Raw genomic sequence first — 22,416 nt, 5'->3', positions numbered from 1 at the left:
CAGCACCGGCTTCAGCATGACCTCGGCCTTCATCCAGCTTTGGCAAGCGGTCGAGGGACCTGTGCGCTGAGGTGCTCTTCGAGGGCCTCTGTCCGTTCCGGCGCATCATGCAGCAAGATGGCCTTGAGACGCTCGACATTCTCGGCCCAAGTCAGCCAAGGCATGTCATCAGACTTCCGGTGCTCGCCCTTTCCATGGAGCGTGAGCCAGTCTTTGATCGTCTGAGCCATCGCATCGGGATCCTTGCCGTCGAAATAGCCGGCATGGGTGCCCGCGACTTCGCGAAATACCGGGATATTGCGCGCCAAGATCGGTATGCGATGCCGCGCCGCCTCGATCAGCGGAAGACCAAAACCTTCGTCCTCCGACGCCGCGATCAGGCATATGCAAGTTGCGTACACCTTCTCGAGGTACTCATCGCTGATTCCCTCGAGCCAGAAGAGCCGCCGATCGAGTTCCTGATGGTTCCGGAGCTTCTCGACAATCATCGGAATGGTGCGGCGCTGGTCCTGGGGCACGCCCTTCCAGCCTTCCGCTCCGACAATCACGAGATTGACGTCCGCGCCTTCCGCCCAAAGGCGCTCGAATGCCGCCAGGGTCTGCAGATGGCCTTTCCTCGGCTCCACCGTACCGACCATCAGGAAGCTCGGGTGCAACGACATCTGGCCCAGAACGGCGGGAGCATTCCCTGGCAGGCCCAAGGTCGGCGCCGAGGCGGCGATGTCTGCGCCAAGGTGCAACGCCGTGATGTCAAGGTGCTCAAGCGTCTCCGGCTTGTTGGCTTCGAGCCACTGCTTTGTTTCGCCCGCCACCGCCTGGGAGATGCAAATGAGGCGATCACCACTGTCGGCGACAGCGGCGAGCCATTGTGCATGCATCTCGCTAAAGCGGTCGGGGAAGAACTCGGGTCTCGTCAGCGGCAGGACGTCATAGACCATGAAGCTTGTCTTGACGCCCCTTGCGCGCCACTCTTTGTAGAGGCCCGCTTCCGTCGCATGGACCACGCCATCCGTCCAGAAATCCGGCATATAGAAGATATCGCCTTCAGCAGCTTCCACTGGGTCATCGTCCAAGACCCCATCTGGCAAGCCGAGAAGTTGCAGGGTGTAGCGCCGTGCGTAGCGGTAATGCCAGCGACCATCGGCGTTTCCAAGCCAGACCGGCTCGACCCGGAATCCAGCGGGGGGATTGCTCAAGAGCGCGAGAAGTTGTGAGCGGACGACGCGCTGAATTCCCGTCTTGAAATCCTCGCGAGCGAGAATTGAGACATCGACCAGCAACTGACGGATGCCTCCACGCTGGAAGGGGCTCTCTTCAGCCAGATTACGGGCAAGCTCGAGCCATGCCTCATCATCCAAGGGAGCCGACACAAGGGATGCATGCTCTGCAAGAGCGCGTACGTCCGCCGTAGCAGGTGACAGCCTGGAAATAGTTTCAATGGCATCGTGATATCGGCCGGCAACCTGATCCGGCGAATGCCGAACCGCCACGCACCGAGCCTCTTGGCTCAGAGCCTGTCGCTTCTCTGGCTTATCCCGCAGCATCGTGAGTGCGTCTGCCAATTCGTCGGTGGACAGTTTGTCCGGCAGCATGACGACACTGCCCTCAGGCAACTCGACCATAGACCCATTTGCATTGACGATGGTCGGAACGCCATACGCCAAGCAGTCGAAAACCGCCGCCGATGTTTCACCGCGCGAGAGTGCACGCAGCTGCACTGCAATATCGGCTGCCATCAAATATTGCCGGTACACCTCGGGCGACACAAAGCCGGTGATCCGAATACGGCCCTTGGCGGGTGACGCATTGATGGACCTGCGCAACCGCTCGCAGTACGGGTTGTTCTGACTGTCCTGACCAACGAAGATGAGATGGCATTTCCCTTCCCCAGCCATCGGGGTCATCAGCCACGCATCGAGAAGATGCTGGTTCAGCTTGGTCTCACCGAGAATGCCGAACGTGCAGATCACGAAGTCATTATTACCGAAGCCCAGAGCCGCTCTTGCTCCATCACGGTCAATGACGTCGGGCAAGCGTCTCGGGAACGGGATGACGGCCCAATCTTCTGCAAACTTCTCACCGTAATGGGTCTGGGCGAGATACCGGGAATAGTTGCTGTGGACGATGACGCCCTGCGCCCTCTGCAGCACCGAAAGGTTCACCGGACAATTGTTGACGATGTCAGGCTCCTTCGCAGGATCGAATCTATCGCGAAGAGCAGGATACCCTTGTGACTGATAGAGTGCGCTCGCCCAGAAGCCGCTGACGCCGCCATAGAGCTCCAAATGCGCGATGAGACCTCCGAGATAGAAGTCGTGCAAGACCACGATCCCGGGATACCGGTCGAGCAGGCGGAACATGTGGTCGTGAAACAGCGAGTTTCCGAATTGATAGACGATCCTGTCATAGCCATGGGCATGCTGTTCGAACCAGGCGAGATCCCGAATAGTGCAGTTGGCTTTGACCCAAGGGTCGGAGACCTCCTTCTGGACAACGATCACGTCGATGGCATAGTGCCGGGCGAGTTCGGGAAGCAGCTCGGCGCTGTAGTCCGCGATGCCGGATTTCTCGGGTGGCAACGGCGACACGAACGCCAGATGCGGCTTGGCTCCGCTCGGCATTCGAGAGGGGGAATCCAGTCGGTCCAGGTTACTGCGTGCCCGCATGAGCCGTTGGTAGATCAGCCTGACGGATTGCGGCTCCAAGGATAGATCCAGTGTGCCGTCTTCCGGAACCTTCCGTTGTGACACGAAACTCATGGCCCGTTGATGGTAGGTCATAAGGCGCATGCGGTTGTTGATCTTGGGGAAGCGCGCTGCACTGCGCTTTGCCAGAGTGGACAGATATGGCCGCTTCAGGACTTGGTTGATGAGACCGACGACGATGGCGCGAATGGCGCGTCGCGGGCGGGAGCCCGGCTTCAGTGATATCCAGCCCCTCGCCTGATGCAGAGACGATCGAACGGTGCGCTCGGCCGCGCGAAGGGGTGCGTAAATCGTCCACGCATAGGATTCGCGAAGGTCGTTTAACTGCTGCTCCAAGACCATCAGGCGGCGGTTGAGCGTCTTCTCCTGAGCGGCTGCGGCGCGCGCGCGGTCCCCCATTTTTGCGATCTGCTGGTTAAGACGAGCAGTCTCCTCTGCCGCATGGGAAAGCTCTCGGCGCAGCCCAGCCGCGAAAGGGGATGACCCGGTGAGCACAAAATCATCAAAAACATTTGGGCCAGCGCCAAAGCTGGCCTTCAGCTCGGGGTGCACAGTGCTCACATAGAAACGGTTCAAGCCATCGAAATAGGCAAACTCGTACCCAAGCGCTAGAAGCTGCTGTTCCCATTCCCCATGAGTTGGCGTGGGCGCGTTAGGGACCGTGCTCTCGACGACGACGATCCATGGCCGGACCGGCGACGGTAGCCAACTGGCGATTACCTCTGCCTCGGCACCCTCCACGTCAATCTTGAGCCAGTGCACGTCCCGATCCCGGAAATCGTCGAGCACCTTCGACAGCGGCAGACTTGGAACCTCGATGCGCCGCACTATGAACCCAGCGGCCTCATGCCGCTGCATTGTTGCGGCATTGCCCGTGCTCAATCCAGTGTCCGGGATCTCAAAGAACGGGCTGGCCCCCTCCTCCCGCGAGATCGCAGCTTCGATGATGCGTTCGTCGGGGCGCTCCCTGCGAAGTTTGTCGGCATAAGAGGATACCGGCTCCACATGCACCCCACGCCATCCCTTTTCGTAGAATGCAAGACTTACGGAGTCGACCACGGGATCTTGTGCCCCGATGTCGATGTAAGTCCCGCGCTCAACATGCTTCAAGGCGCGCCAAAGAATGACGTCCTCGAAGTTCTGCGAATGGGAGGTCATCGTCAGGACGCTCATTGATCTACCATCAGTTGCTGGAAGGGTCTGCACAATTGAACAGAATACGGTTTATCGGCGCTGTCGTATCCGGCGCAACAGGATTTTCTTGGCATACGGTCTTAATGGCAGCCGGCCTTGGGTCGCCGCCTCAGTTCGCGTCGCACATATTTGGATCGTATACGGATCGACTGCAGCGAGGCTGAGGAAAGCAATATCCGAAACAAGGCTTTAACCTCAACCCGGACCTTCGGTCCGCCCCCTCCCTCAGACAGAGGTGGAATACCGAGGAGAGCTAGGCCCTGCGCGATCGAGCCGTTGCTAAGACCCGAGCGCGGCAATCGTCCAATACAGCCGCGAGCGTATCGTCGAAGGTATGCGCTGGAGCCCAACCAAGCGTCCGGCGCGCACGGGTAGCATCGCCAAGGATGCGCGGAAGGTCGCTGGGCCGCAAGCGCGCCGGATCCTGCTCGACTGTGATCGCAACGCGGCTCTGCCCGAGCAGCTGTTCCAGAATGTCGCCGATGCGTTGCGGCGTCCCGGACGCGATGTTGAGAATGATCCCAGGGGCCTGCATGGTGTCCGCAGACCGAACAGCCAAGGCATAGGCATTGACCACATCCCTGACATCCAGGAAATCCCGCTCCGCATCGAGATTGCCGACCCGAATGATCGGCTCCGCAAGCCCCACCTCAATCTGTGCGATCTGCATGGCAAAGGCCGGAATCACGAATGTCTCCGCCTGCCCCGGACCGAAATGGTTGAAGGGACGGAACCGGATGCTCCTCAAACCGCGTCGCGTTAGTGCGCCGAGGGCAAGGTCGGCGGCGGCTTTGGTCACGGCGTACTCGTCAACGGGGGCGAGCAGCGCAGTCTCGTCGAGAGGAAGCCCAGGTTTCGCACTGTCTCCATAGACCAAGCCGGATCCGACGTTGAATAACCAACACTGAGGGGCCTCGTCTAGGATGGCAGAGGCGAGATTGAGCACGCCCTGTACATGCACCTGCCATGCGGTCTTTGGATCTGAGGCCGCCACCGCAGGGGCAGCCAATCCCGCCAGATTGACGACATGGGTTGGCTGGTAACGGGTAATTTCGACCTTGACTGCATTGGGATCCGTGACGTCTAAAGCCGAGACAGCGCCGAGGAGCGGGTGCTCTCCCGGTGTCTTGCCGGTTGCGATGATCGTGGCGTCACCACAGACACGTCGTAGTGCTTGAGCCAGATGTAGACCGACGAAGCCCTGCGTGCCTGTGATGAGTACCCGCATGTCAGTGGTGCCGTACCGGTTCAGAGATGCTCATGCTTTTTTAGGCGAGCGAGATCGGCTTCGACCATCTCAGAAACGAGGTCCTCAAGGCTTGTCTCAGCCGTCCAGCCAAGCTTCTCCGTCGCTTTGGCCGGGTTGCCGTGCAGGACATCGACTTCGGCCGGTCGCAAGAACCGCTCATCGACCGTAACATGGTCCTCCATGTTCAAGCCAACATGGGCGAAGGCCAGCCGGCAGAAATCCCGCACTGAGGTGGTCCGACCAGTCGCCACGACATAATCGTCAGGGGTATCCTGCTGCAGCATCAACCACATGGCCTTAACGTAATCGCGGGCATGCCCCCAGTCGCGGGTGGCATCGACATTGCCGAGAGCGAGCTTGTCCTGAAGGCCGAGCTTGATACGCGCAGCACCGTCTGTGATCTTACGGGTCACAAACTCGATTCCGCGCAGCGGCGACTCGTGGTTGAACAGGATACCACTTGAGGCATGCAGCCCAAAGCTCTCACGGTAATTCACAGTCATCCAATGAGCATAGAGTTTGGCAGCCGCGTAGGGAGAGCGCGGGTAGAATGGGGTCGTTTCGGACTGGACCGGCTCCTGGATTAGGCCGTACATCTCGGAGGAGGAAGCCTGGTAGAAACGTGCTTCGGGGCAGGCTAACCGGACGGCCTCGAGCATGTTGGCAGCCCCGAGGCCGGTGACAGTGCCGGTCAGAAGCGGCTGCTGCCACGAAGATTTGACGAAGGACTGCGCGGCCAGATTGTAGACTTCATGGGGCTGGACCTCGTTCATCACTCGGATCAGGCCCGACAGATCGGTCAGATTGCCGTCATGCAGCACAATCTTGCCCGCCACGCCGATCCACTTCAGCCGAGAGTCGACCACGTCGGCTGACGCGCTGCGGCGCAGCAAGCCGTGAACCTCATACCCTTTGTCCAGCAAAAGCTTTGAAAGGTAGGCTCCGTCCTGGCCTGTGACGCCGGTAATCAGCGCCTTTTTTCTGTCCGTCATCTCATATAACCTCGAAAATTCACCTAAAGCGCCCGGAGTTTAAGACTGGGACTCTTACCCTTAGGCACGGCCCGCAGCCTAGTTCCAACAAGCCGACGGCGGCTCCTCATTAAGGCTGCACTTACCGTGCGACCTTAAGATCTGTCAACGACTCCACGGGCCTGGTTCCGTTCCGCGCTCTGGCAGGATTAGTCGACCTGTGCACGGTACAGCAGCAAATATCAGGCGCTGTGGGAGAGCAAGATCCTGCTGAACAGCTGGAGATTTACTGTGTCCTCTCATAGAAGAACAGCGTTCTTCCACTCTCAGAGACCACCTTTTGCTGCACGATCCTGGCACGTTCGGTCAGTCGGTTCGTGAAAGTCTCGATGCTATAATCATCGAAAATGTCTTCTCGCAGTGCGAGCATCGTCTTCACCGTCGGGTCATCCTTCGGCACGAACTCAATCACACCAACGGGAGCACGATCGACTAACCAGTCCACAACCTGCGGCAAGGGAACGTTCTTCGCGATGGCGAGGTGGTGCTCGAACGCCAAAGCGACCAAGGCGTCAACCTTGGCGCGCTCGCCGAAGCCGGCTCTCTCCGCCTGCATCCACCCCTGATCAGGACTCGGGTTCGACGCATCAAGCCACAACGGGAGGAACTTCAGACTCTCGGTCTCGGACCGCGAGAATGCGAGGTCGAGCGCTCTCTGATCGAAGTCGAACCCGACTACGTAGGACGCACCACCCTCTAAGGCCGCAACGGAATAATCTCCCGTATTACAGCCGATATCAATCAGGACTTTCGGGCGCGTTTTGGCGGCAAATTCAGCAATGAACCGGCGTTTTTCCTGCGCTTCCGCACCAGTATAGGTATTATCCTTGGCGTAATTTCCCCATACCGTGGCGCCGGTGTTGCCTGGCTCCAGCCGGGCGATCCAGTTGCGCAACTGGCGCAGCATTCCCTCATAAGCGGCCCTGGATAAGGTGCGGGACTTTTTTGCCTCCTGAATGGCCTGTGCCGGCGCATCGGTGGCTTTGGCCTGCAGTTTGGCCTGCAAAATCACTTGGCTCAGCATGTTCCAGGAAAACCGACTGCTTAGCGGTAGCGCCCGCGCCAGATCGGCGGTCGGAATACCTTCGAGGTTACCGCGATACCACGTGTTGAAGGAGATCCCCAGCTTCGACTGGAGAAGCAGCGGATTTAGGAACTGCTCGCAAAATTGACGGTGTCCAAGCCAGAACTCGCCCTCGCGATAGGGGCGCACGGACAGGAGATCGATGAAGATTGGCTTGGGACCGGAGAACTGTACATTATAAGCGGTGCTGTCGGAGAGAGCAGCCTTCCTCGTCAGCAGATAAAGCTGCAGATCGAGATGATGAAGGGCCGCTGCCTTTAGCGCGCGGAAGGGCCACTCGTAAGGATATGAGACGAACTCGACGCGCGGGTGCTCGACCACGTAAGCAGCCCTGGCGAAGCCCTCATCCCACTGAGCTCTCTCGACCTCGCTGCTGTCGATCAACAGCCCCTTCTGCACGGCAGAGCCAAGAATCCCTTGATCCCGCACAGCCTCATAGTCAGAACGAGCGCGCTCGTTGATGGTACGAAAGATGCGGCCGCCACTTTCATAGACATGCCCTGCAGGATCGCGGTACGATCCCGCATTACGTCGAACAGCGCTCATCTGGGGATTTTACTTTTCGTTGGACTCTTTGGAAGCAGACTGGCCCGCGAAGAAGGCCTTGATCCGCTGGTAATACATAGAGACCACCGTCACGCTGGCGGCAATGCCCCCAATCAGCGCCTGCAGCAGAATACTGCCGGTGCCAGGGTCAAGGTAGGCGTATGCAGGCGTGGTCAAAAAGAGGATAGCCATCAGGCTGAGGAAGAGCGAACGTTTTTCCATTGTGCCCACCACTGAAATGAAACAGGGAGAATCAGAGTTTTCGTAGGGTCCTATTACTGATGAAATCGTCATTTGTGAACCCGGCTGCCCAACTTACCATGCAACCGTGTTGCAGGCGCAACACCGTAAAGGAAAATTGCTAAGGCTATTGAGGCACCCTTTTCCATAGCGCGGGGCGGTTTGAACCAGCCTGCCCTCGCGCCGAGCCCCCCATAGGACTCTCTGATTCACTGAAGCTCTGGGGCTCTGATCAAAGCCCCTACTCCGGCTCACGCTATAAAAACCACCACGTTGCCATCCAGTTAGTCCGGGAAAAAGGCACCCAATTGCGCAAGATCCCATGTCGCGTTCTCATTAGCCGGGCTGACGCTCATCCTCAGTTAGCAGCCATCCTGTCGCAGCAAGCCCCCCACTAATGAAGCTTCTCGGCGCGCTCTTGTGTCGCGGCGGCGCTCTAGGCCTGCAGTTCAAGCTCGTTCCCCGAGGCATGCAAACGCAACATTCCTTATTTTCCTGTGTGATTCGCAGAGCAGAACGCCTGCTATACTCTCGACGACTCAAGATGAGCCGCCCCAGATGCGGATCCTGTGCTCAAAGGCTTAGAATGCTCCCAGGACGGAGTTGGAGGTCACCAGCGTAATGATCGTACCGGCGCTCAAATAACAGGCCACGATCACGGCAATGAGATTGCCGCACAGGGATGCCCCTACGCCGTCGTCGGTCTGCACCACCATCGGTAGAAGTGATGTGGAATCAGGAACTTGGCTAGGACTTGAATCTCCGGAAACAAGGCTCCTATGTCGACAGGGACAGAGCGGTGCCCTTAGCGGCACCGCTCACGCACTGAGTGCTTCCGGGGCACAAACCGGGGCAACCTACACCCTAACTCTCCGGATACCTTGAAGGCCTTTAATCCCTGCCCCTTGAACGTCTCGACTGCTAGACGATGGATGTGACGCTGATTTATTGCGCGTTTCTTAGGCGATAGCGATCAGCGCAGAGGCATCCGGCGCATGCTGATCCCAACAGAGGCTGCCCTGCCTTCCATGGCGGATCAGCTCACAGCCACCGTCGCATCAGAAATGCCTTACTGCACTCGGTCGGATGCCCCAGGTCGATCAGCATCAAGTCGCAATGAAAACAGTCCTATAGCCAGCTGCCTGTCATCGCGGGAGAGGCCGAGTTCCTTAGGACTTTTCGGATCTGCAATCACTAGGTCCAGTTTGACCCAGTCGTCCTCTAGGGCCTCGTCCGGGATACGGAAAGAGAACTCTCCCGCCGGCTTAGACTTGTTCAGAGCGATTTCCCCGACTTTCTTCTCATTGATCATCACGGTCGCATGCACCGGCCCAGGCTCCACGAAGCCCTGCACCTGAAGCGTGACGCGGCCCGGCAGCTTTTTGTCTGGGTTCATGACCAAGCTGGCAATCGAACTGGTCGTCCAAGTTCCCCAGGGCTCAGGCTGGGACCATCCTGTCCAAGTGTATATTACGGAGTTGCCCTTTTCGCTGAAGTCGACCGTCTCCCCAACCCGAATGGGCGCCTCCTTAATCCAGTTGTCCTTACCCCCAACAGGACCACGAACCTCGTATGGGGTAAGGCCCGCAATCGTGCTCGCTTTCCAGAATTCGTTTTTCCAGCGATAATAATTGAACAGGCGCGTACGCCCATAAGGCTCGCTCAGAGCCGAAACCCCAGCTTCCGTGGAACATACCTTGAGGAGGTCGCATAAGGTCGCTCCGAAATCTCCGATATAGATTTCACCACCGCCGGTGCGGAAAGCCCCTTTTGATCCGATAGGCTTTATCGCAAAGGTAGGATTTGCGGCCCCGACCAGTTTGGCGCGATCTCCGGTGATGCTTGTACGGGTGCTTTCAAGGCCATAATTGCCATGATCCGCCAGCAGGATGATTGCGGTTCGATCATAGAGGGCACGTGCCTTCAAGGCATCCAGCAGTTTAACGAAGCTGTCGAGCGAACACTTGACTTGGATTGAAAAATTCTCGCGGGTCCGATCCTGTTGCCGCCCAGCATAATTGCACGCCCGATCGAAAACATAAGGCGGATGGGTATTCATCAAGTGAAGGAATTTCAAGGTCGGCGCACCGGAAGATACCATTGTTGCTGCAGCCAGATCCCGAAGGAAATGATCATCCTTTATCGCACGCTGGATGAACCGCTTGTCTTCGAGCAGACTTTGAAGGATCCATTCTCCATCATTGTATGCGGCGTTCTTGAGACCCAGGGGAGCCAGTCGGAAGAGCATCGCATCAAGAATGCTCAGGCCTTCAGAACGGGCAACCGACTTCTTGCTACGCATCGCCGCATCGCCAAGGATGCACTCAACTTTGTCCGGACAAACATTCTGGATCGGATTGATCAGCATCGATCGATAGCCAGCATCGGCAACCTTGGTCAGCACCGACTGTTTTCTTACAGTTTCATTGAAGAACTCAGCGGTCGGTTTTCCGCCGCGATAAGACTGCCCTGAATGGATTGTCGGCATTGCCAGAAATGTTGTCGGAGAGGCCCCGACGGTGTCTGGATAGAAAATGAAACCGTCCAGCGCTTTTGCTATATCCGGATTTTTGGTGACAACCTCCTCAAAGACATCTGACGCCATGGTATCCATGAGCACCACTAGAGCGTTTCCCTTGTCTGAAAACTCCGCAATCCTTGGTAGTTGTCTGTCGTCTGGAAGAGTAAGCCATTTGCTGGCACTCAGTGTGGGCCAGCTTTGAAATAGAATGCCAGCCGAGAGCAGCGTCAAAAAGATCGCAAGCATCTTCTGAAGGCGCAAGGAGGCAACAAACATGACGGTAAAGCCCGCAAGAATAACCACTGCCTCGATTGCAATGTGCCGCCTTGGAACGGAGGGGGACCAACTTTGCCCGTCAATCGCGCCGAAGCTGTGGGTTTGAAAAATTCCATGTGCCCAGATATAGACAGCCACCACCGCAGCGAGCGCGGCCCAAACACGCGCTATCCGGGGAGGCAGCACGATTACTGGAGTTACAAGCAATGCAAAGAATATAGCGGCTGCGGACCAATAACTTTCCATAATGTTAAGAAATGGAGAGGTGAATTCCCCAGGGTTTGCGGCATAAATAATAACAGGCAGACCGACGAAAGCAGTTGAGGTCGCGAAAAACCCTGCTCCGGCTGCCAACGCAATGGATTGCTTTTTTGACATTCTAGATCCCGACACCTGTAAGAACTTCAATTCTTCATTGCGCCCCGGTGTCTCCGAAGCAGCCTTGGTCTGGGTCTGCAATCCATGCGGCTTAGCCGATAGACCACCTCCCCGTCTCGCCTATAAAGTAACACTTGCCGCATTGGCAAGGCGGCGCGTAGTGCCATGATGTTCAGCATTCAAGTCGCTGCAGGACCGCATTGGGCCTCGCACATCATGTATCGGGCAGGCGCTATCCTTCGCGAACTTAAGCTGGATTTTGGCCCTTCTATAGATAAAGAAAGCTTAGATTATCAGCAAAGGTTCTGATTAGTCTCACTCAACCAGCCCAATCGCACACATCGCTTATAAGACGATTAACCTAGGATTTGGCTTAACATTTAGGCCCGTGTAATTCGCTTTGGCGAACGCAGAATAAGTTGAGGATACAATGACCTCCAATCAAGCAATACAATTCGGGCTGACGGTCAGTAGCCAGGAACTGCTGGGGCGCTTCCAAAGCCGTGACGCTAAAGTTGGGATCGTCGGCCTCGGCTATGTCGGGCTGCCGCTGGCGCTCACTGCTGCTAAGGCCAACTTCTCGGTACTGGGTTTCGACATCAACCGCTCATACGTTGATCGCTTGAATCAGGGTGAGAGCTACATCAGGCACATCCCCTCCGACCTTGTTGCTAGCGCAGTAGCGACGGGGCTCCTTCAGGCGACGAATGACTTCGACCGCCTGAAGGAGCCCGACGCTATTTTGATCTGCGTGCCAACGCCGCTCACACAACATCGCGAGCCAGATCTATCGTATGTGAAGGCCACTGCTAGGACAATCGCAGCGCATTTGCGCAGAGGACAGCTAATCGTACTCGAATCTACAACCTATCCAGGAACAACCGAGGAGGTGCTCAAGCCGATCTTCGAGGCTACCGGCTTGAAGAGCGGAAAAGACTTCTTCTTGGCCTATTCTCCGGAGCGGGAAGATCCTGGTAATTTAAATTTTAGCACCTCCACTATCCCGAAAGTCGTCGGCGCTGACGGGTCCGAGGCGCTCGCCCTAGCCGATGCCCTATACAGACAGCTTGTTGTTGAAACTGTTCCAGTCTCCACGACTGCAACAGCGGAGGCCGTCAAGCTGACGGAGAACATCTTCAGAGCTGTCAACATTGCTCTCGTCAATGAGCTGAAGGTGGTCTATGCGGCGATGGGTATTGATATCTGGGAGGTGGTCGACGCCGCCAAGACCAAACCCTTCGGTTTCATGCCGTTCTATCCAGGACCGGGTCTCGGAGGCCATTGTATTCCCATAGACCCATTTTACCTCACATGGAAAGCGCGAGAATACGACATTACCACCCGGTTTATCGAACTGGCTGGGCAGGTGAACATCCATATGCCATATTACGTGGTCGAGCGACTGGTGGAGGCTGTTGATAGGAGCGGGCGACCGTTCAGCGGCTCGCAGATTCTGGTGCTTGGGGCTGCCTACAAGAAGAACGTGGATGATATGCGGGAGAGTCCGTCTCTCAAGCTGATGGAACTGATAGAGGCACGAGGGGCAAGTGCTGACTACCACGATCCTCATGTTCCGGAATTACCACCAACCCGTCAGCACGGTGCCCTGATGGGCCGTGCTTCCGTGCCGCTTACCCCGGAAAACTTGCGCCACTATGATGCCGTCCTGATTGCGACCGATCATGACGATGTGGATTACCGCCTCGTCGTCGACCATGCAAAGCTTGTCCTTGATACCCGCAATGTCTGTGCAAAGGCGGGCATCGTGGATTCCAGGATTATCAAGGCTTAAGCCTGGGCTGGCAAAGACACAGTGGCTGAATTGAGATTTCTCTTGAGCTTGGATGACTAATCAGGTTCAGGGGAACTCGGCTTCGGTTCCAATCAGTCCTTCTTTAGACTAGGCGCAAATAGATTGGCCAGGAAACTCGAATATGGCGGTGATGTCGAGAGAGCAGAACCCTTACTGCAAATGTAACCGCTAGGACTCCTCATCGTAGCTCTCTTAAACCCAAGATCCCAGGGCAACCCGATCATGGGCGAGATGACCTTGGTCATTCCAGAGGGTGAGCATTAGGCGCTCCCGTCGCTCAGAAATGGCATGAAGGTCATCTCTCACAATCGATAAAGACTGCGCTTTCGGTATCTCGCCTAGGATCATCAGAAGGTCGCTGGCGCGACTAGGGCGCTTAGCCCACGTGCTGCTGCGCGACAGCCAGTCCCCATTCGAGCAGACTTTCGGCTCGATCTTCCGTCACCGCCTCCACGTAGACACGCAGTTCCGGTGCATTGCCGGAAGGGCGAAAGTGCACGACCTCACCGTTCTTGGCCATAATCCGCAATCCGTCGCGGGAATTGACCCCGGCTACTCCCTCCAAGGGAGCCATCAGCTCGGACAGGAATGTCACATCCTGCTGCAACCTGGAAACGAAAGCTGCACTCTTATCTGTCGGGACGTCTTTCAGACGGTTGCTGGCGGCCGACTTGAAGGCAAAGGCAGCTCCGATTTCGGCGAGAGGCTTGCCCTGAGCGACGATCTCGCCGAGCGCGCACAGGATCGGCAACATGGCATCGCGGGTGGGAAGGGCAGCAAGCCGGCGGCCCTCCCGCACGATGTCGGAGCCGAGCAGCACGCCCCCATTGGCCTCGAACCCGACGACCGCCTTGGCCCCAGACGCGGAGGCCTCTGCCATGCCCTCAATGACGTAAGGCGAACCCACCCGAGTCCGAAGGACCGTCCGGAACGCCCTTGACGTCTCCAGGGCGGAGTTGGAGGTCACAGGCGTGACGATCGCGTCCGCTCCCAGAAACTTGGCCGTGATCGCCCCCACCAGATCACCGCGCAGGAAAGCGCCGGTCGCATCGGAGATCAAGGGGCGGTCCGCATCGCCATCGGTCGAGACGATTGCATCGAGCCTCTGCTCGCCGGCCCATTGCCGCGCCAGAACCTCGTCCTCCTCGCGCAGGGCCTCGGTGTCAACTGGGATGAAGCTCGTGGCCCGCCCTAACGGCACGGCCCGAGCTCCTAGGGTTTCGAGCATCTCAACGATGGTGTCTCTAGCCACCGAGGAATGTTGGTAGACTCCGACGGTGAGGCCCTCCAGCGCCCTTGCACCGAAGAAGTCGCGGTAGCGAGTCTTGTAGGCAGCGATCATATCGAGATCCGGTTTTCCCGGACGGATGACACGGGCTGTCTCCGGCACGGCTGCGATGCCCAACCTGGCATGCCATGCGAGGATGGCTGCCTCGTCCTTTTTGTCGATCTCGCCTTGAGCCCGATAGAATTTCAGCCCGTTGCGGTCTTCCGGAATGTGGCTCCCGGTGACCATGATCGCGGGGATGCCGAATCGCATGCCGTGATAGGCGAGCGCCGGTGTGGGAAGAGCTTCGCAGTCGAGCGGGACGAGTCCCGTTTCCTGTAAGGCCGCACAGCAGAGCTGGGCAATGCTGGGACTGCTCTCGCGCAGGTCTCGTCCGACCAGTACGACATTCCGGGACGCCGCTGCCGAGCCGTCCTCCTTGAGCATCTCGGCGAAAGCGCGGGTATAAGCAAAAGCCGGCGCACCGTTCAACTCGACGACAAGCCCTCGCAACCCGCTTGTGCCGAATTTCAGGGACGATGGTGCGGTTGCTGGATTCTTGCCCATTGGAGGTTGCCTCTCTGGTTTGGGACTCGGTGCCGTGCCTTAACCAAAGCGCGACATTTTAGCAAAAAGCAGAATTTCGGGCGCGGCAGCACAAGTCAATGCGGCTGGTCGGCTCGGATAAGTCACCCGGATGGAGAATGCCCTTAGGAGGACTACCGCAAAGGCTTTGCAGTCCTATACCTTAAGGTGCGGCACGAGGCCCTGATCCTAAACTCTCTCCCAGGCAGCAGATGCCTCCGATCGCCGTAAGGCATCCAGGGTGCGCATGTTCAGGATGGCATCGCCCAAGCTAAAGGCCAGGGGCTCAGCAGCTCGGATCGCACGGCTGAAAGCCTCGCCCTGAAGCTGATACTGATCCATCACGGGAAACTCGATGGCCTGGGCCGAGCGATTGCCGTGTAGGCTCCCATCGTCAACGAAGATGCGGGTCGGAAGGTCGGGCGGCGTATTGAACGGAACTTCGATCTCGATCCGCCCCTTCGTCCCGAGGATCTGGACTCGCTGATACGGCACGGACTGAGTTGAGATCGTGAAGGTCAGTTGGCGCCCGTCGCCGAAATCCATCAGGGCACTGGTGGTCCGGTCGACGCCGAAGGCCCGGTCACGGTCCATGAGCGTGACGACACGCCGGGGCTCAGCATCGAAGAAATAGCGTCCTGCAACGACGGCATAGCAACCTATGTCGAGGAGCCCTCCTCCGCCGATATCCGCCCTGTTGCGGATGTTGTCCGGTTCGACGTTGAAGTAGGAGAAGATGACCTGGATGGAGCGCAGCTCCCCGATGTCGCCGGCCCGGATGATCTCGCGGGCGCGCTGCCATTGCGGATGGTGGCGGACCATGAAGGCCTCGGCGATCAGCACCTGCGATGAGGCCTGTTTCAACGCCTCCGCCTCGTCGGCCGTGATGGCAATCGGTTTCTCGCACAGCACGTGCTTTCCGGCGGCGGCAGCTGCCAGTGTCATCGGGACATGCAGATGATTGGGCAACGGATTGTAGATGGCCTCGATGTCAGGATCGGCAAGCAGCGCCTCATAGGAGCCGTATGCTTTCCTGATCCCGAGTTCCGCAGCCATCTTAAGGGCGGCCTCCTCGCTTCTTGAGGCGACGGCGGCCACCCGGCAGAGTGGGCTCTTCATCATGCCGGGAACGACTTTCGTCCGGCCGATCTTGGCCGTGCTCAGAATGCCCCAACGAACCGGCTGCATGGCTTTCTCCTCAGGTTCTATAAGTGTCATCAGATTAAATGCGTGTTCTCAGACAGCCGAGCGGCGCAAGGACTTGTAGTCCTTGTGCAGAACAGGCCCGGTCGTCTCGCGTTCCAGAAGCATCACAGGCAGCCGAATGCTCCAGTCGTCCGGCTTCATCTCGTTGTGGATCAGCTTCAAGAGAACATCGGCGCCGACACACCCCAGCTCGTGCAGCGGCTGCCGAAATGTGGTCAGGGTGGGCTCCGTGTAATCCGCATATTCGATGCCGTCGAAACCAATGACCGATACATCCTGCGGAACACGGACCCGTTCCGCGCGAACGCGTTTGATGAAGCCGATCGCGCTCTCGTCGCAGGCTGCAAAAATGCCGGTGGGACGATCCTTCATCTGCAGGAAGGCCTCGGCTGCGGTCACGCCCGTCGAGAACACGAAGGGTCCTTCCCAGCGCAGGAAATCGTTCTGACTGAACCCGGCTGCGGCTATTCCTTCCTGAAAGCCGGCGAAGCGCTCGAACTCGATGATGGAGCCGAGCGTGCCTGAGATATAGCCGAATCGGCGGTGCCCAAGTCGGGCCAGATATTCCACCGCCTGCCGGGTCGCCTCCCGGTCCTGAACCACCACATTGGGAATGCCATCCTCATGAATGGCAGCGCACATGGCAACGATGGGGAGGCCTGAGTCCCGCATGCTGCGCGGGCCCTTCTCCGGAATGTACCCGGTCAGCAGGAGAACGCCGTCCACTTGGCGGGACAGGGCGAGATCGACATAGCGGGCCTCGCGCTCCCTGCGGTTGTCCAGATTGCCGATGATGATGCCGTATCCCGATTGTGTTAGCTCGTCGTCCACACCACGGAGGATTTCGGCGAAGACCGGATTGGTGAGCCTTGGGGCGATCACCAGCACGTTCATGGTGCGGCGCGTGCGCAGCTTTTGCGCGGTGCTGTTGGGGATGTAGCCGCTGCGCTTCACCGCCTCCATCACGAGATCGTGAGTTTTCTGGCGCACCTTGTCCGGATCGGACAGGACGCGGCTGACGGTTGCTGTGGACACTCCTGCAAGTCGAGCGACGTCGGCGATGCGTATCTCCTTCACGGCCCGCCACCTTTTCCGGCTCATTCAGGTTACCTCCGCACCCTAAGCAAGATACGTTACCCTCTTTCAGAGCTAATAACTTGCATCAACTTGAGTCTTGACTAATTTTAAAAGCACCTACAACCTATATCACAAGATGTAATCGATTACAAAAATCGATAAAACGCTTCTGGGAGGAAGCCATGAGCATGAAGACACGCGTTTCCGCGTATACCCTTTCTGTTGCCTTGATCTGGAGTTCTGGAGCGCTCGCTCAGCAGAAGGCAGAGGTCCTCCATTGGTGGACGTCGGCCGGCGAATCCGCTTCCGTGAGAGTGTTCGCCGACCAGTTCACCAAGGCGGGCGGCACCTGGGTCGACAATGCCATTGCCGGCGGCGCTAATGCCCGCACGGCCGGCATCAACCGCATGGTGGGCGGAAATCCCCCGACCATGATGCAGTTCAACACCGGCAAGCAGTTCGACGAATTGGTCAGCAACGATCTGGTGCGCGACGTCGATGCACAGGCCAAAGCAGGCAAGTGGCGCGAGATCATGCCCAAGCCGATCGTCGACGCTTCGGTTCGCAATGGTAAATTCTACGCCGTTCCGGTGAACATTCACGGCCAGAACTGGCTGTTCTACAACACCAAGGTCTTTGCCGATGCCGGCCTTCAGCCTCCGAAGACCTTCCCTGAACTGATCGAATCTGGTGAAAAGCTCAAGGCCAAGGGCATCATTCCGATTGCCCTCGGGGGCCAGCCGAACTGGGAGCACAACCTCTTCCGGGCGGTCGTCGTCGGCCATGGCGGCGCCGATATGTTCCGTCAGCTCTATGGCACCCGTAAAGCCGACATGTTGAAGAACGCAAAGTTCAAGGAAACAGTGGAGGTCTTCGGCAAGCTGCGCGGCCTCGTCGATCCAGGAAGCCCGGGCCGCAACTGGAACGACGCCACGGCCCTCGTCATCACCAACAAGGCCGCCATGCACTTCAACGGTGACTGGGCCAAGGGTGAGTTCACCGCCGCAGGCCAGACCGCCGGCAAGGAATACGGCTGCACCCTCGTGGGCGAAGGCGGCGGCAAGCTCGTGATCGGCGGCGACGTTTTCGTCTTCCCGTCGACCAAGGACAAGGCAGCCCTTGCCACCCAGGACAAGCTGGTTGAAGTTCTGCTCGATCCCACCAGCCAGCTCGAGTTCAACAAGAAGAAGGGCTCCATTCCGGCTCGCCTGGATGTGGATGTCTCGTCCATGGACATCTGCGCCCAGCGCTCCAGTGCCGTGCTGAAGGATCCTGCCAACCAGGTGGAAGCCATGGAGTTGCTGAGCCCGCCGAATTTCTCGGGCGCCATGCAGGATGCCGTGACCCAGTATTGGAACAACCCGAGCATGTCGGCGGACGCCTTCATCGAGAAGATCACCAGCGCCATGCGAGACGCAGGCTAAAATAGACGGCTCGCCCCTCGGGGCTGGGGCGAGCCGTTCTTTGCTGAAGCCTGAGTTTTCTCGACGGGATCTTCTCGATGGATACCATTTCGATCCGCGCGCCCAGCATGCCTTCAGGCAGCACCAAAAAAATTCAGCGTCGTATGAAAACGCGCCTGCCGGCGGCCATGGCCCTCCTGCCGACCGCACTTATCGTCCTTGTCGTCTATATCGGCTGTATGCTGTGGACCGTGCGGCTCTCGTTTACGAGTTCGACCCTCCTGCCCAAGCTCGATTGGGTGGGCTTCGCGCAATACAGCCGCCTCTTCGCCAATGACCGCTTTCTGACCTCGGCCTCCAACATCGTCATCTTCGGCACCCTGTTCATCTCGGGCTGTCTCATCATCGGCTTTCTTCTCGCTGTCTTCATCGATCAGAATGTGCGCGGCGAAGGTCTTTTCCGCACGGTCTTTCTCTATCCCTATTCCATGTCCTTCGTGGTCACGGGCGTGGCCTGGCAATGGTTCCTCAATCCGGGACTCGGCCTGCAGAAGCTCGTCCGCGACATGGGCTTCGAGAGCTTCACCTTCGACTGGCTCGTGAACCAGAGGATGGCGATCTACACCATCGTCATCGCAGGTCTCTGGCATGGCGCCGGATTGACCATGGCGATCCTGCTCGCGGGCCTGCGCGGCGTCGACAAGGATCTGTGGAAGGCCGCCAAGGTCGACGGGATCCCGACCTGGCGCGTCTACACCTCCGTGGTTCTGCCCCTCCTCCGGCCCATGGTGGTCACGGCCGTCGTACTTCTCACGACGGGCGTCGTGAAACTCTACGACCTCGTGGTGGCCATGACCCTGGGCGGCCCCGGCATCGCCACCGAGGTGCCAGCCAAGTTCGTCATGGATCACCTGTTCGAGCGCAACAACATCGGCCTCGGAACGGCCGCCGCGACGATCATGCTGATCACCGTGGTGAGCATTCTGGCTCCCTGGGTCTATGTCCGCTACGTCCGTCCGCAAGGGAGGCATGCATGAGCGCCGCCGTGCCGCAGGGCCGCCGTCCCCGCCACCTCACCATCGGTCGCATCGGCATCTACGCCTTCCTGGTGACCGCAGCCCTGTTTTTCATGCTGCCGCTCTGGATCATGGTCGTGACATCGCTCAAGCCCATGGAGGAAATCCGGCTCGGCAACATTCTCGCCCTGCCGGCTGCCATGACGTTCGAGGCTTGGACCAAGGCATGGTCCTCCGCCTGCACCGGCCTCGAATGCAACGGCATCAGCGTCGGCTTCTGGAACTCGGTGCGGATCCTGATTCCGTCCGTGATCCTCTCGATCATGGCCGGTGCCATCAACGGCTATGCGCTGTCGTTCTGGCGGGTCAAAGGCGCCAACGTCATGTTCGGCGTGCTGCTGCTCGGCGCCTTCATTCCGTACCAGGTCTTTCTCTACCCGCTGGTCCGCATCTTCTCGCTGACGGGCATCTACAACTCGCTCACCTGCATCGTGCTGGTGCACGTGATCTTCGGCCTGCCGACCATGACGCTTCTGTTTCGCAACTATTATGCGGGACTGCCCATCGAGCTGTTCAAGGCCGCGCGCATCGACGGCGGCGGGTTCTGGTCGATCTTCTTCCGGGTGATCCTGCCCATGTCGACGCCGATCCTGGTGGTTGCCACCATCCTGCAGGTCACGGGCATCTGGAACGACTTCATCTTCGGGCTGACCTTCGCGGGCCGTGAGAACCTGCCCATGACCGTGCAGCTCAACAACATCGTCAATTCAACGCAGGGCGAGCGCGCCTACAACGTCGACATGGCAGCCACCATGCTGGCGGCGCTCGTTCCGCTCGTCGTCTACTTCGTGTCCGGACGCTGGTTCGTCCGCGGCATCGCCGCCGGCGCTGTGAAGGGGTAAGGAATGTCGACCGTTTCCGTTCGTGATGTGACCGTCGCTTTCGAGGCTGTCCAGGTCTTCGACGGCTTGTCCCTCGACATCCAGGAAGGCGAGTTCATTGTCTTGCTCGGCCCCTCGGGCTGCGGCAAGTCTACTCTGCTCAACGCCATCGCGGGGCTGCTCGATGTGGCGGAGGGGCAGATCTGGATTAACGGAAAGAACGTCACCTGGGAGGAGCCGAAGGACCGCGGCATCGCCATGGTGTTCCAGTCCTATGCTCTTTATCCGCGCATGAACGTGCGCGAGAACATGTCATTCGGCCTGAAGATGGCGAAGACGCCCAAGCCCGAGATCGAGAAGCGCGTCGCGAAGGCAGCCGAGCTCCTGCAGATCACGCCCCTCCTCGACAGGCGTCCGGACCAGCTCTCCGGCGGCCAGCGTCAGCGCGTGGCCATCGGGCGGGCTCTGGTGCGCGATGCTGCCGTGTTCCTCTTCGACGAGCCCCTCTCCAACCTTGACGCGAAGCTGCGCAACGAGCTGCGCGTCGAGATCAAGCGGCTACACGCGCGCCTCGGCAAAACCACCATGGTCTATGTCACCCACGACCAGATTGAGGCTATGACCCTGGCCGACCGCATCGTGGTGATGAAGGAGCAGAAGATCCAGCAGATCGGCTCCCCCGACGAGATCTATCATCGTCCGGCCAATCTGTTTGTGGCAGGCTTCGTCGGCTCGCCGCAGATGAACTTCATCAAGGGCCGCTTCGAGAACACCGGAGAGGGCTTGAGCTTCCTGGCCGGCGACCGTCGCTTGTCTCTGTCCGGCTACCCGTTCATCATGGCGCCATCGTCCGGTCAGGAGGTGGTGCTCGGTGTGCGCCCGGAACATCTGGAGATTTCAGCGACCGGAATCTGGCCTGGATTTACCGTCGACATTGTGGAGCCTATGGGGGCCGATACGGTAATCTGGTGCAGCGATGGCGAGGGCTCCGTCCAGGTCCGCACCTCCGGCTCCCGCCGTGCCACTCCGGGCGAGAGCATGACGCTCCACGTCGACCCAACCCAGGTTTCGCTGTTCGCTGCGGATTCCGGCGAGCGCCTCTGACGTTACCAACATCGCGGCAGGTCTCGCGCATGACCTGTCGCGCCCGCTTTCCTGAACCCTGAGGATTCCATGAGCGTTACGGATAGATTGTCCATTCAACTCTACACCTTGCGATCGTTAGAGGATTTGGACCTGATCCTCGATATGGTCGCCGGTGCCGGCTATCGCTATGTGGAGACTGTCGGATCGCATCTCGACGAGGCTGCCGAGGTCCGCGCGAAGCTCGATGCCCGTGGCCTGAAAACATCCTCCAGCCATGTCAGCATGGCTTCCCTCCGAGAGAAGCCGGATGCCATCGTTGATGCCTGCCGCACTCTCGGGCTCACGCACCTCTACATGCCGGCCGTTCCGCCGGAGGAGCGGGATATGGCCGCTGACGGGTGGCGTGCTCTCGGCAAGGAACTCGGGCAGATTGCAGAGCGATTCCAGGCTCAAGGCATCCGCCTCGGCTACCACAACCACCATTGGGAGCTGAAGCCGAAGGACGGCGCGAAGACGGCGCTCGAACTGATCTTCGAGGCTGCCGGATCGAGTCCCCTCGCCTGGCAGGTCGACGTGGCCTGGCTCGTGCGCGGCGATGCGGATCCCAAGGAATGGATCAGCCGGTACCGCAGCAAGGTCACGGCCGCTCACGTGAAAGACATCGCCCCCGCCGGTCAGAACGAGGACCAGGATGGCTGGGCCGATGTGGGATCCGGCGTGCTGAACTGGCGCGACCTCTGGCGCGTGTGCCGCGAGGCCGGGGCCGAGTGGATGGTGGTCGAGCACGACAAGCCGGCTGACCCGGCCCGGACCGTCCGCGCCAGCTTCGATTTCCTGCGCTCCATCGAGGATTAACGA

Annotated in this window: 16 protein-coding genes; 6 read left to right on the top strand and 10 right to left on the bottom strand. The window is 58.8% G+C overall.

Annotated elements, in window-relative coordinates; genetic code table 11:
- Positions 1-29: 29 nt before the first annotated feature.
- The 7 genes from VB618_RS00995 to VB618_RS00965 form a co-directional block, all read right to left on the bottom strand.
- Positions 30-3,878, bottom strand: coding sequence for an FkbM family methyltransferase (locus tag VB618_RS00995; RefSeq protein WP_329794626.1), 3,849 nt, complete (start codon positions 3,876-3,878; stop codon positions 30-32).
- 274 nt (positions 3,879-4,152) lie between these two features.
- Positions 4,153-5,127 (bottom strand): GDP-mannose 4,6-dehydratase, encoded by a 975-nt coding sequence (locus tag VB618_RS00990; RefSeq protein WP_329794625.1) that lies wholly within the window; start codon positions 5,125-5,127, stop codon positions 4,153-4,155.
- A gap of 20 nt (positions 5,128-5,147) precedes the next feature.
- Positions 5,148-6,140, bottom strand: a complete 993-nt coding sequence (gene gmd / locus VB618_RS00985; protein WP_329794624.1) for a GDP-mannose 4,6-dehydratase — start codon at positions 6,138-6,140, stop codon at positions 5,148-5,150.
- A gap of 265 nt (positions 6,141-6,405) precedes the next feature.
- On the bottom strand, positions 6,406-7,809 hold the full coding sequence (locus tag VB618_RS00980; protein ID WP_329794623.1) for a class I SAM-dependent methyltransferase: 1,404 nt from the start codon (positions 7,807-7,809) through the stop codon (positions 6,406-6,408).
- A 9-nt stretch (positions 7,810-7,818) separates the two neighbouring features.
- Complete coding sequence (locus VB618_RS00975) at positions 7,819-8,031, bottom strand: hypothetical protein (protein ID WP_329794622.1); 213 nt, start codon at positions 8,029-8,031, stop codon at positions 7,819-7,821.
- A gap of 599 nt (positions 8,032-8,630) precedes the next feature.
- A complete protein-coding gene (locus VB618_RS00970) occupies positions 8,631-8,765 on the bottom strand; it encodes a hypothetical protein (RefSeq protein WP_329794621.1) in 135 nt (44 codons plus the stop codon).
- A 353-nt stretch (positions 8,766-9,118) separates the two neighbouring features.
- Positions 9,119-11,305, bottom strand: coding sequence for a sulfatase-like hydrolase/transferase (locus VB618_RS00965; protein WP_329794620.1), 2,187 nt, complete (start codon positions 11,303-11,305; stop codon positions 9,119-9,121).
- Between the two features lie 349 nt (positions 11,306-11,654).
- Between VB618_RS00965 and VB618_RS00960 the strand changes: the two genes are divergently transcribed.
- The gene (locus VB618_RS00960) at positions 11,655-13,016 is read left to right on the top strand and encodes a nucleotide sugar dehydrogenase (protein ID WP_329794619.1); all 1,362 of its coding nucleotides are present in this window, start codon (positions 11,655-11,657) and stop codon (positions 13,014-13,016) included.
- A gap of 397 nt (positions 13,017-13,413) precedes the next feature.
- Here VB618_RS00960 and VB618_RS00955 read toward each other — a convergent pair whose 3' ends face one another.
- From VB618_RS00955 to VB618_RS00945, 3 genes are all read right to left on the bottom strand, one after another.
- Positions 13,414-14,871 carry a phosphomannomutase gene (locus VB618_RS00955; RefSeq protein ID WP_329794618.1) on the bottom strand — a complete coding sequence of 486 codons (1,458 nt, stop codon included), beginning with the start codon at positions 14,869-14,871 and terminating at the stop codon, positions 13,414-13,416.
- A 207-nt stretch (positions 14,872-15,078) separates the two neighbouring features.
- Entirely contained in the window at positions 15,079-16,077 is a 999-nt protein-coding gene (locus tag VB618_RS00950; protein ID WP_329794617.1) for a Gfo/Idh/MocA family protein, read from the bottom strand.
- A 48-nt stretch (positions 16,078-16,125) separates the two neighbouring features.
- Positions 16,126-17,196 (bottom strand): LacI family DNA-binding transcriptional regulator, encoded by a 1,071-nt coding sequence (locus VB618_RS00945; RefSeq protein WP_329794616.1) that lies wholly within the window; start codon positions 17,194-17,196, stop codon positions 16,126-16,128.
- A gap of 158 nt (positions 17,197-17,354) precedes the next feature.
- Between VB618_RS00945 and VB618_RS00940 the strand changes: the two genes are divergently transcribed.
- The 5 genes from VB618_RS00940 to VB618_RS00920 all read left to right on the top strand — a co-directional run bounded on the left by VB618_RS00940 (position 17,355) and on the right by VB618_RS00920 (position 22,413).
- Complete coding sequence (locus VB618_RS00940) at positions 17,355-18,596, top strand: ABC transporter substrate-binding protein (protein WP_329794615.1); 1,242 nt, start codon at positions 17,355-17,357, stop codon at positions 18,594-18,596.
- 77 nt (positions 18,597-18,673) lie between these two features.
- On the top strand, positions 18,674-19,612 hold the full coding sequence (locus tag VB618_RS00935; protein WP_442931610.1) for a carbohydrate ABC transporter permease: 939 nt from the start codon (positions 18,674-18,676) through the stop codon (positions 19,610-19,612).
- The gene (locus VB618_RS00930) at positions 19,609-20,493 is read left to right on the top strand and encodes a carbohydrate ABC transporter permease (RefSeq protein ID WP_329794613.1); all 885 of its coding nucleotides are present in this window, start codon (positions 19,609-19,611) and stop codon (positions 20,491-20,493) included. The genes VB618_RS00935 and VB618_RS00930 overlap by 4 nt, the downstream gene beginning before the upstream one ends.
- A 3-nt stretch (positions 20,494-20,496) precedes the next feature.
- Positions 20,497-21,576 (top strand): ABC transporter ATP-binding protein, encoded by a 1,080-nt coding sequence (locus VB618_RS00925; RefSeq protein ID WP_329794612.1) that lies wholly within the window; start codon positions 20,497-20,499, stop codon positions 21,574-21,576.
- A 69-nt stretch (positions 21,577-21,645) separates the two neighbouring features.
- Complete coding sequence (locus VB618_RS00920; protein ID WP_329794611.1) at positions 21,646-22,413, top strand: sugar phosphate isomerase/epimerase family protein; 768 nt, start codon at positions 21,646-21,648, stop codon at positions 22,411-22,413.
- Positions 22,414-22,416 lie beyond the last annotated feature (3 nt).

Source organism: Microvirga sp. CF3062 (assembly GCF_036314045.1).
In the GTDB taxonomy this organism is placed as follows: domain Bacteria; phylum Pseudomonadota; class Alphaproteobacteria; order Rhizobiales; family Beijerinckiaceae; genus Microvirga.
The sequence above is the reverse complement of the archived record's forward strand: the minus strand, read 5'-3'. Positions and strand labels throughout refer to the sequence as shown.

Coding starts and splice junctions, on each gene's coding strand:
- VB618_RS00960 (WP_329794619.1), top strand. CDS start 11,655: ATGACCTCCAATCAAGCAATACAATTCGGGCTGACGGTCAGTAGCCAG.
- VB618_RS00945 (WP_329794616.1), bottom strand. CDS start 17,196: ATGAGCCGGAAAAGGTGGCGGGCCGTGAAGGAGATACGCATCGCCGAC.
- VB618_RS00935 (WP_442931610.1), top strand. CDS start 18,674: ATGGATACCATTTCGATCCGCGCGCCCAGCATGCCTTCAGGCAGCACC.
- VB618_RS00925 (WP_329794612.1), top strand. CDS start 20,497: ATGTCGACCGTTTCCGTTCGTGATGTGACCGTCGCTTTCGAGGCTGTC.
- VB618_RS00950 (WP_329794617.1), bottom strand. CDS start 16,077: ATGCAGCCGGTTCGTTGGGGCATTCTGAGCACGGCCAAGATCGGCCGG.
- VB618_RS00955 (WP_329794618.1), bottom strand. CDS start 14,871: ATGGGCAAGAATCCAGCAACCGCACCATCGTCCCTGAAATTCGGCACA.
- VB618_RS00990 (WP_329794625.1), bottom strand. CDS start 5,127: ATGCGGGTACTCATCACAGGCACGCAGGGCTTCGTCGGTCTACATCTG.
- VB618_RS00970 (WP_329794621.1), bottom strand. CDS start 8,765: ATGGTGGTGCAGACCGACGACGGCGTAGGGGCATCCCTGTGCGGCAAT.
- VB618_RS00940 (WP_329794615.1), top strand. CDS start 17,355: ATGAGCATGAAGACACGCGTTTCCGCGTATACCCTTTCTGTTGCCTTG.
- VB618_RS00995 (WP_329794626.1), bottom strand. CDS start 3,878: ATGAGCGTCCTGACGATGACCTCCCATTCGCAGAACTTCGAGGACGTC.
- VB618_RS00975 (WP_329794622.1), bottom strand. CDS start 8,031: ATGGAAAAACGTTCGCTCTTCCTCAGCCTGATGGCTATCCTCTTTTTG.
- VB618_RS00980 (WP_329794623.1), bottom strand. CDS start 7,809: ATGAGCGCTGTTCGACGTAATGCGGGATCGTACCGCGATCCTGCAGGG.
- VB618_RS00920 (WP_329794611.1), top strand. CDS start 21,646: ATGAGCGTTACGGATAGATTGTCCATTCAACTCTACACCTTGCGATCG.
- gmd (WP_329794624.1), bottom strand. CDS start 6,140: ATGACGGACAGAAAAAAGGCGCTGATTACCGGCGTCACAGGCCAGGAC.
- VB618_RS00930 (WP_329794613.1), top strand. CDS start 19,609: ATGAGCGCCGCCGTGCCGCAGGGCCGCCGTCCCCGCCACCTCACCATC.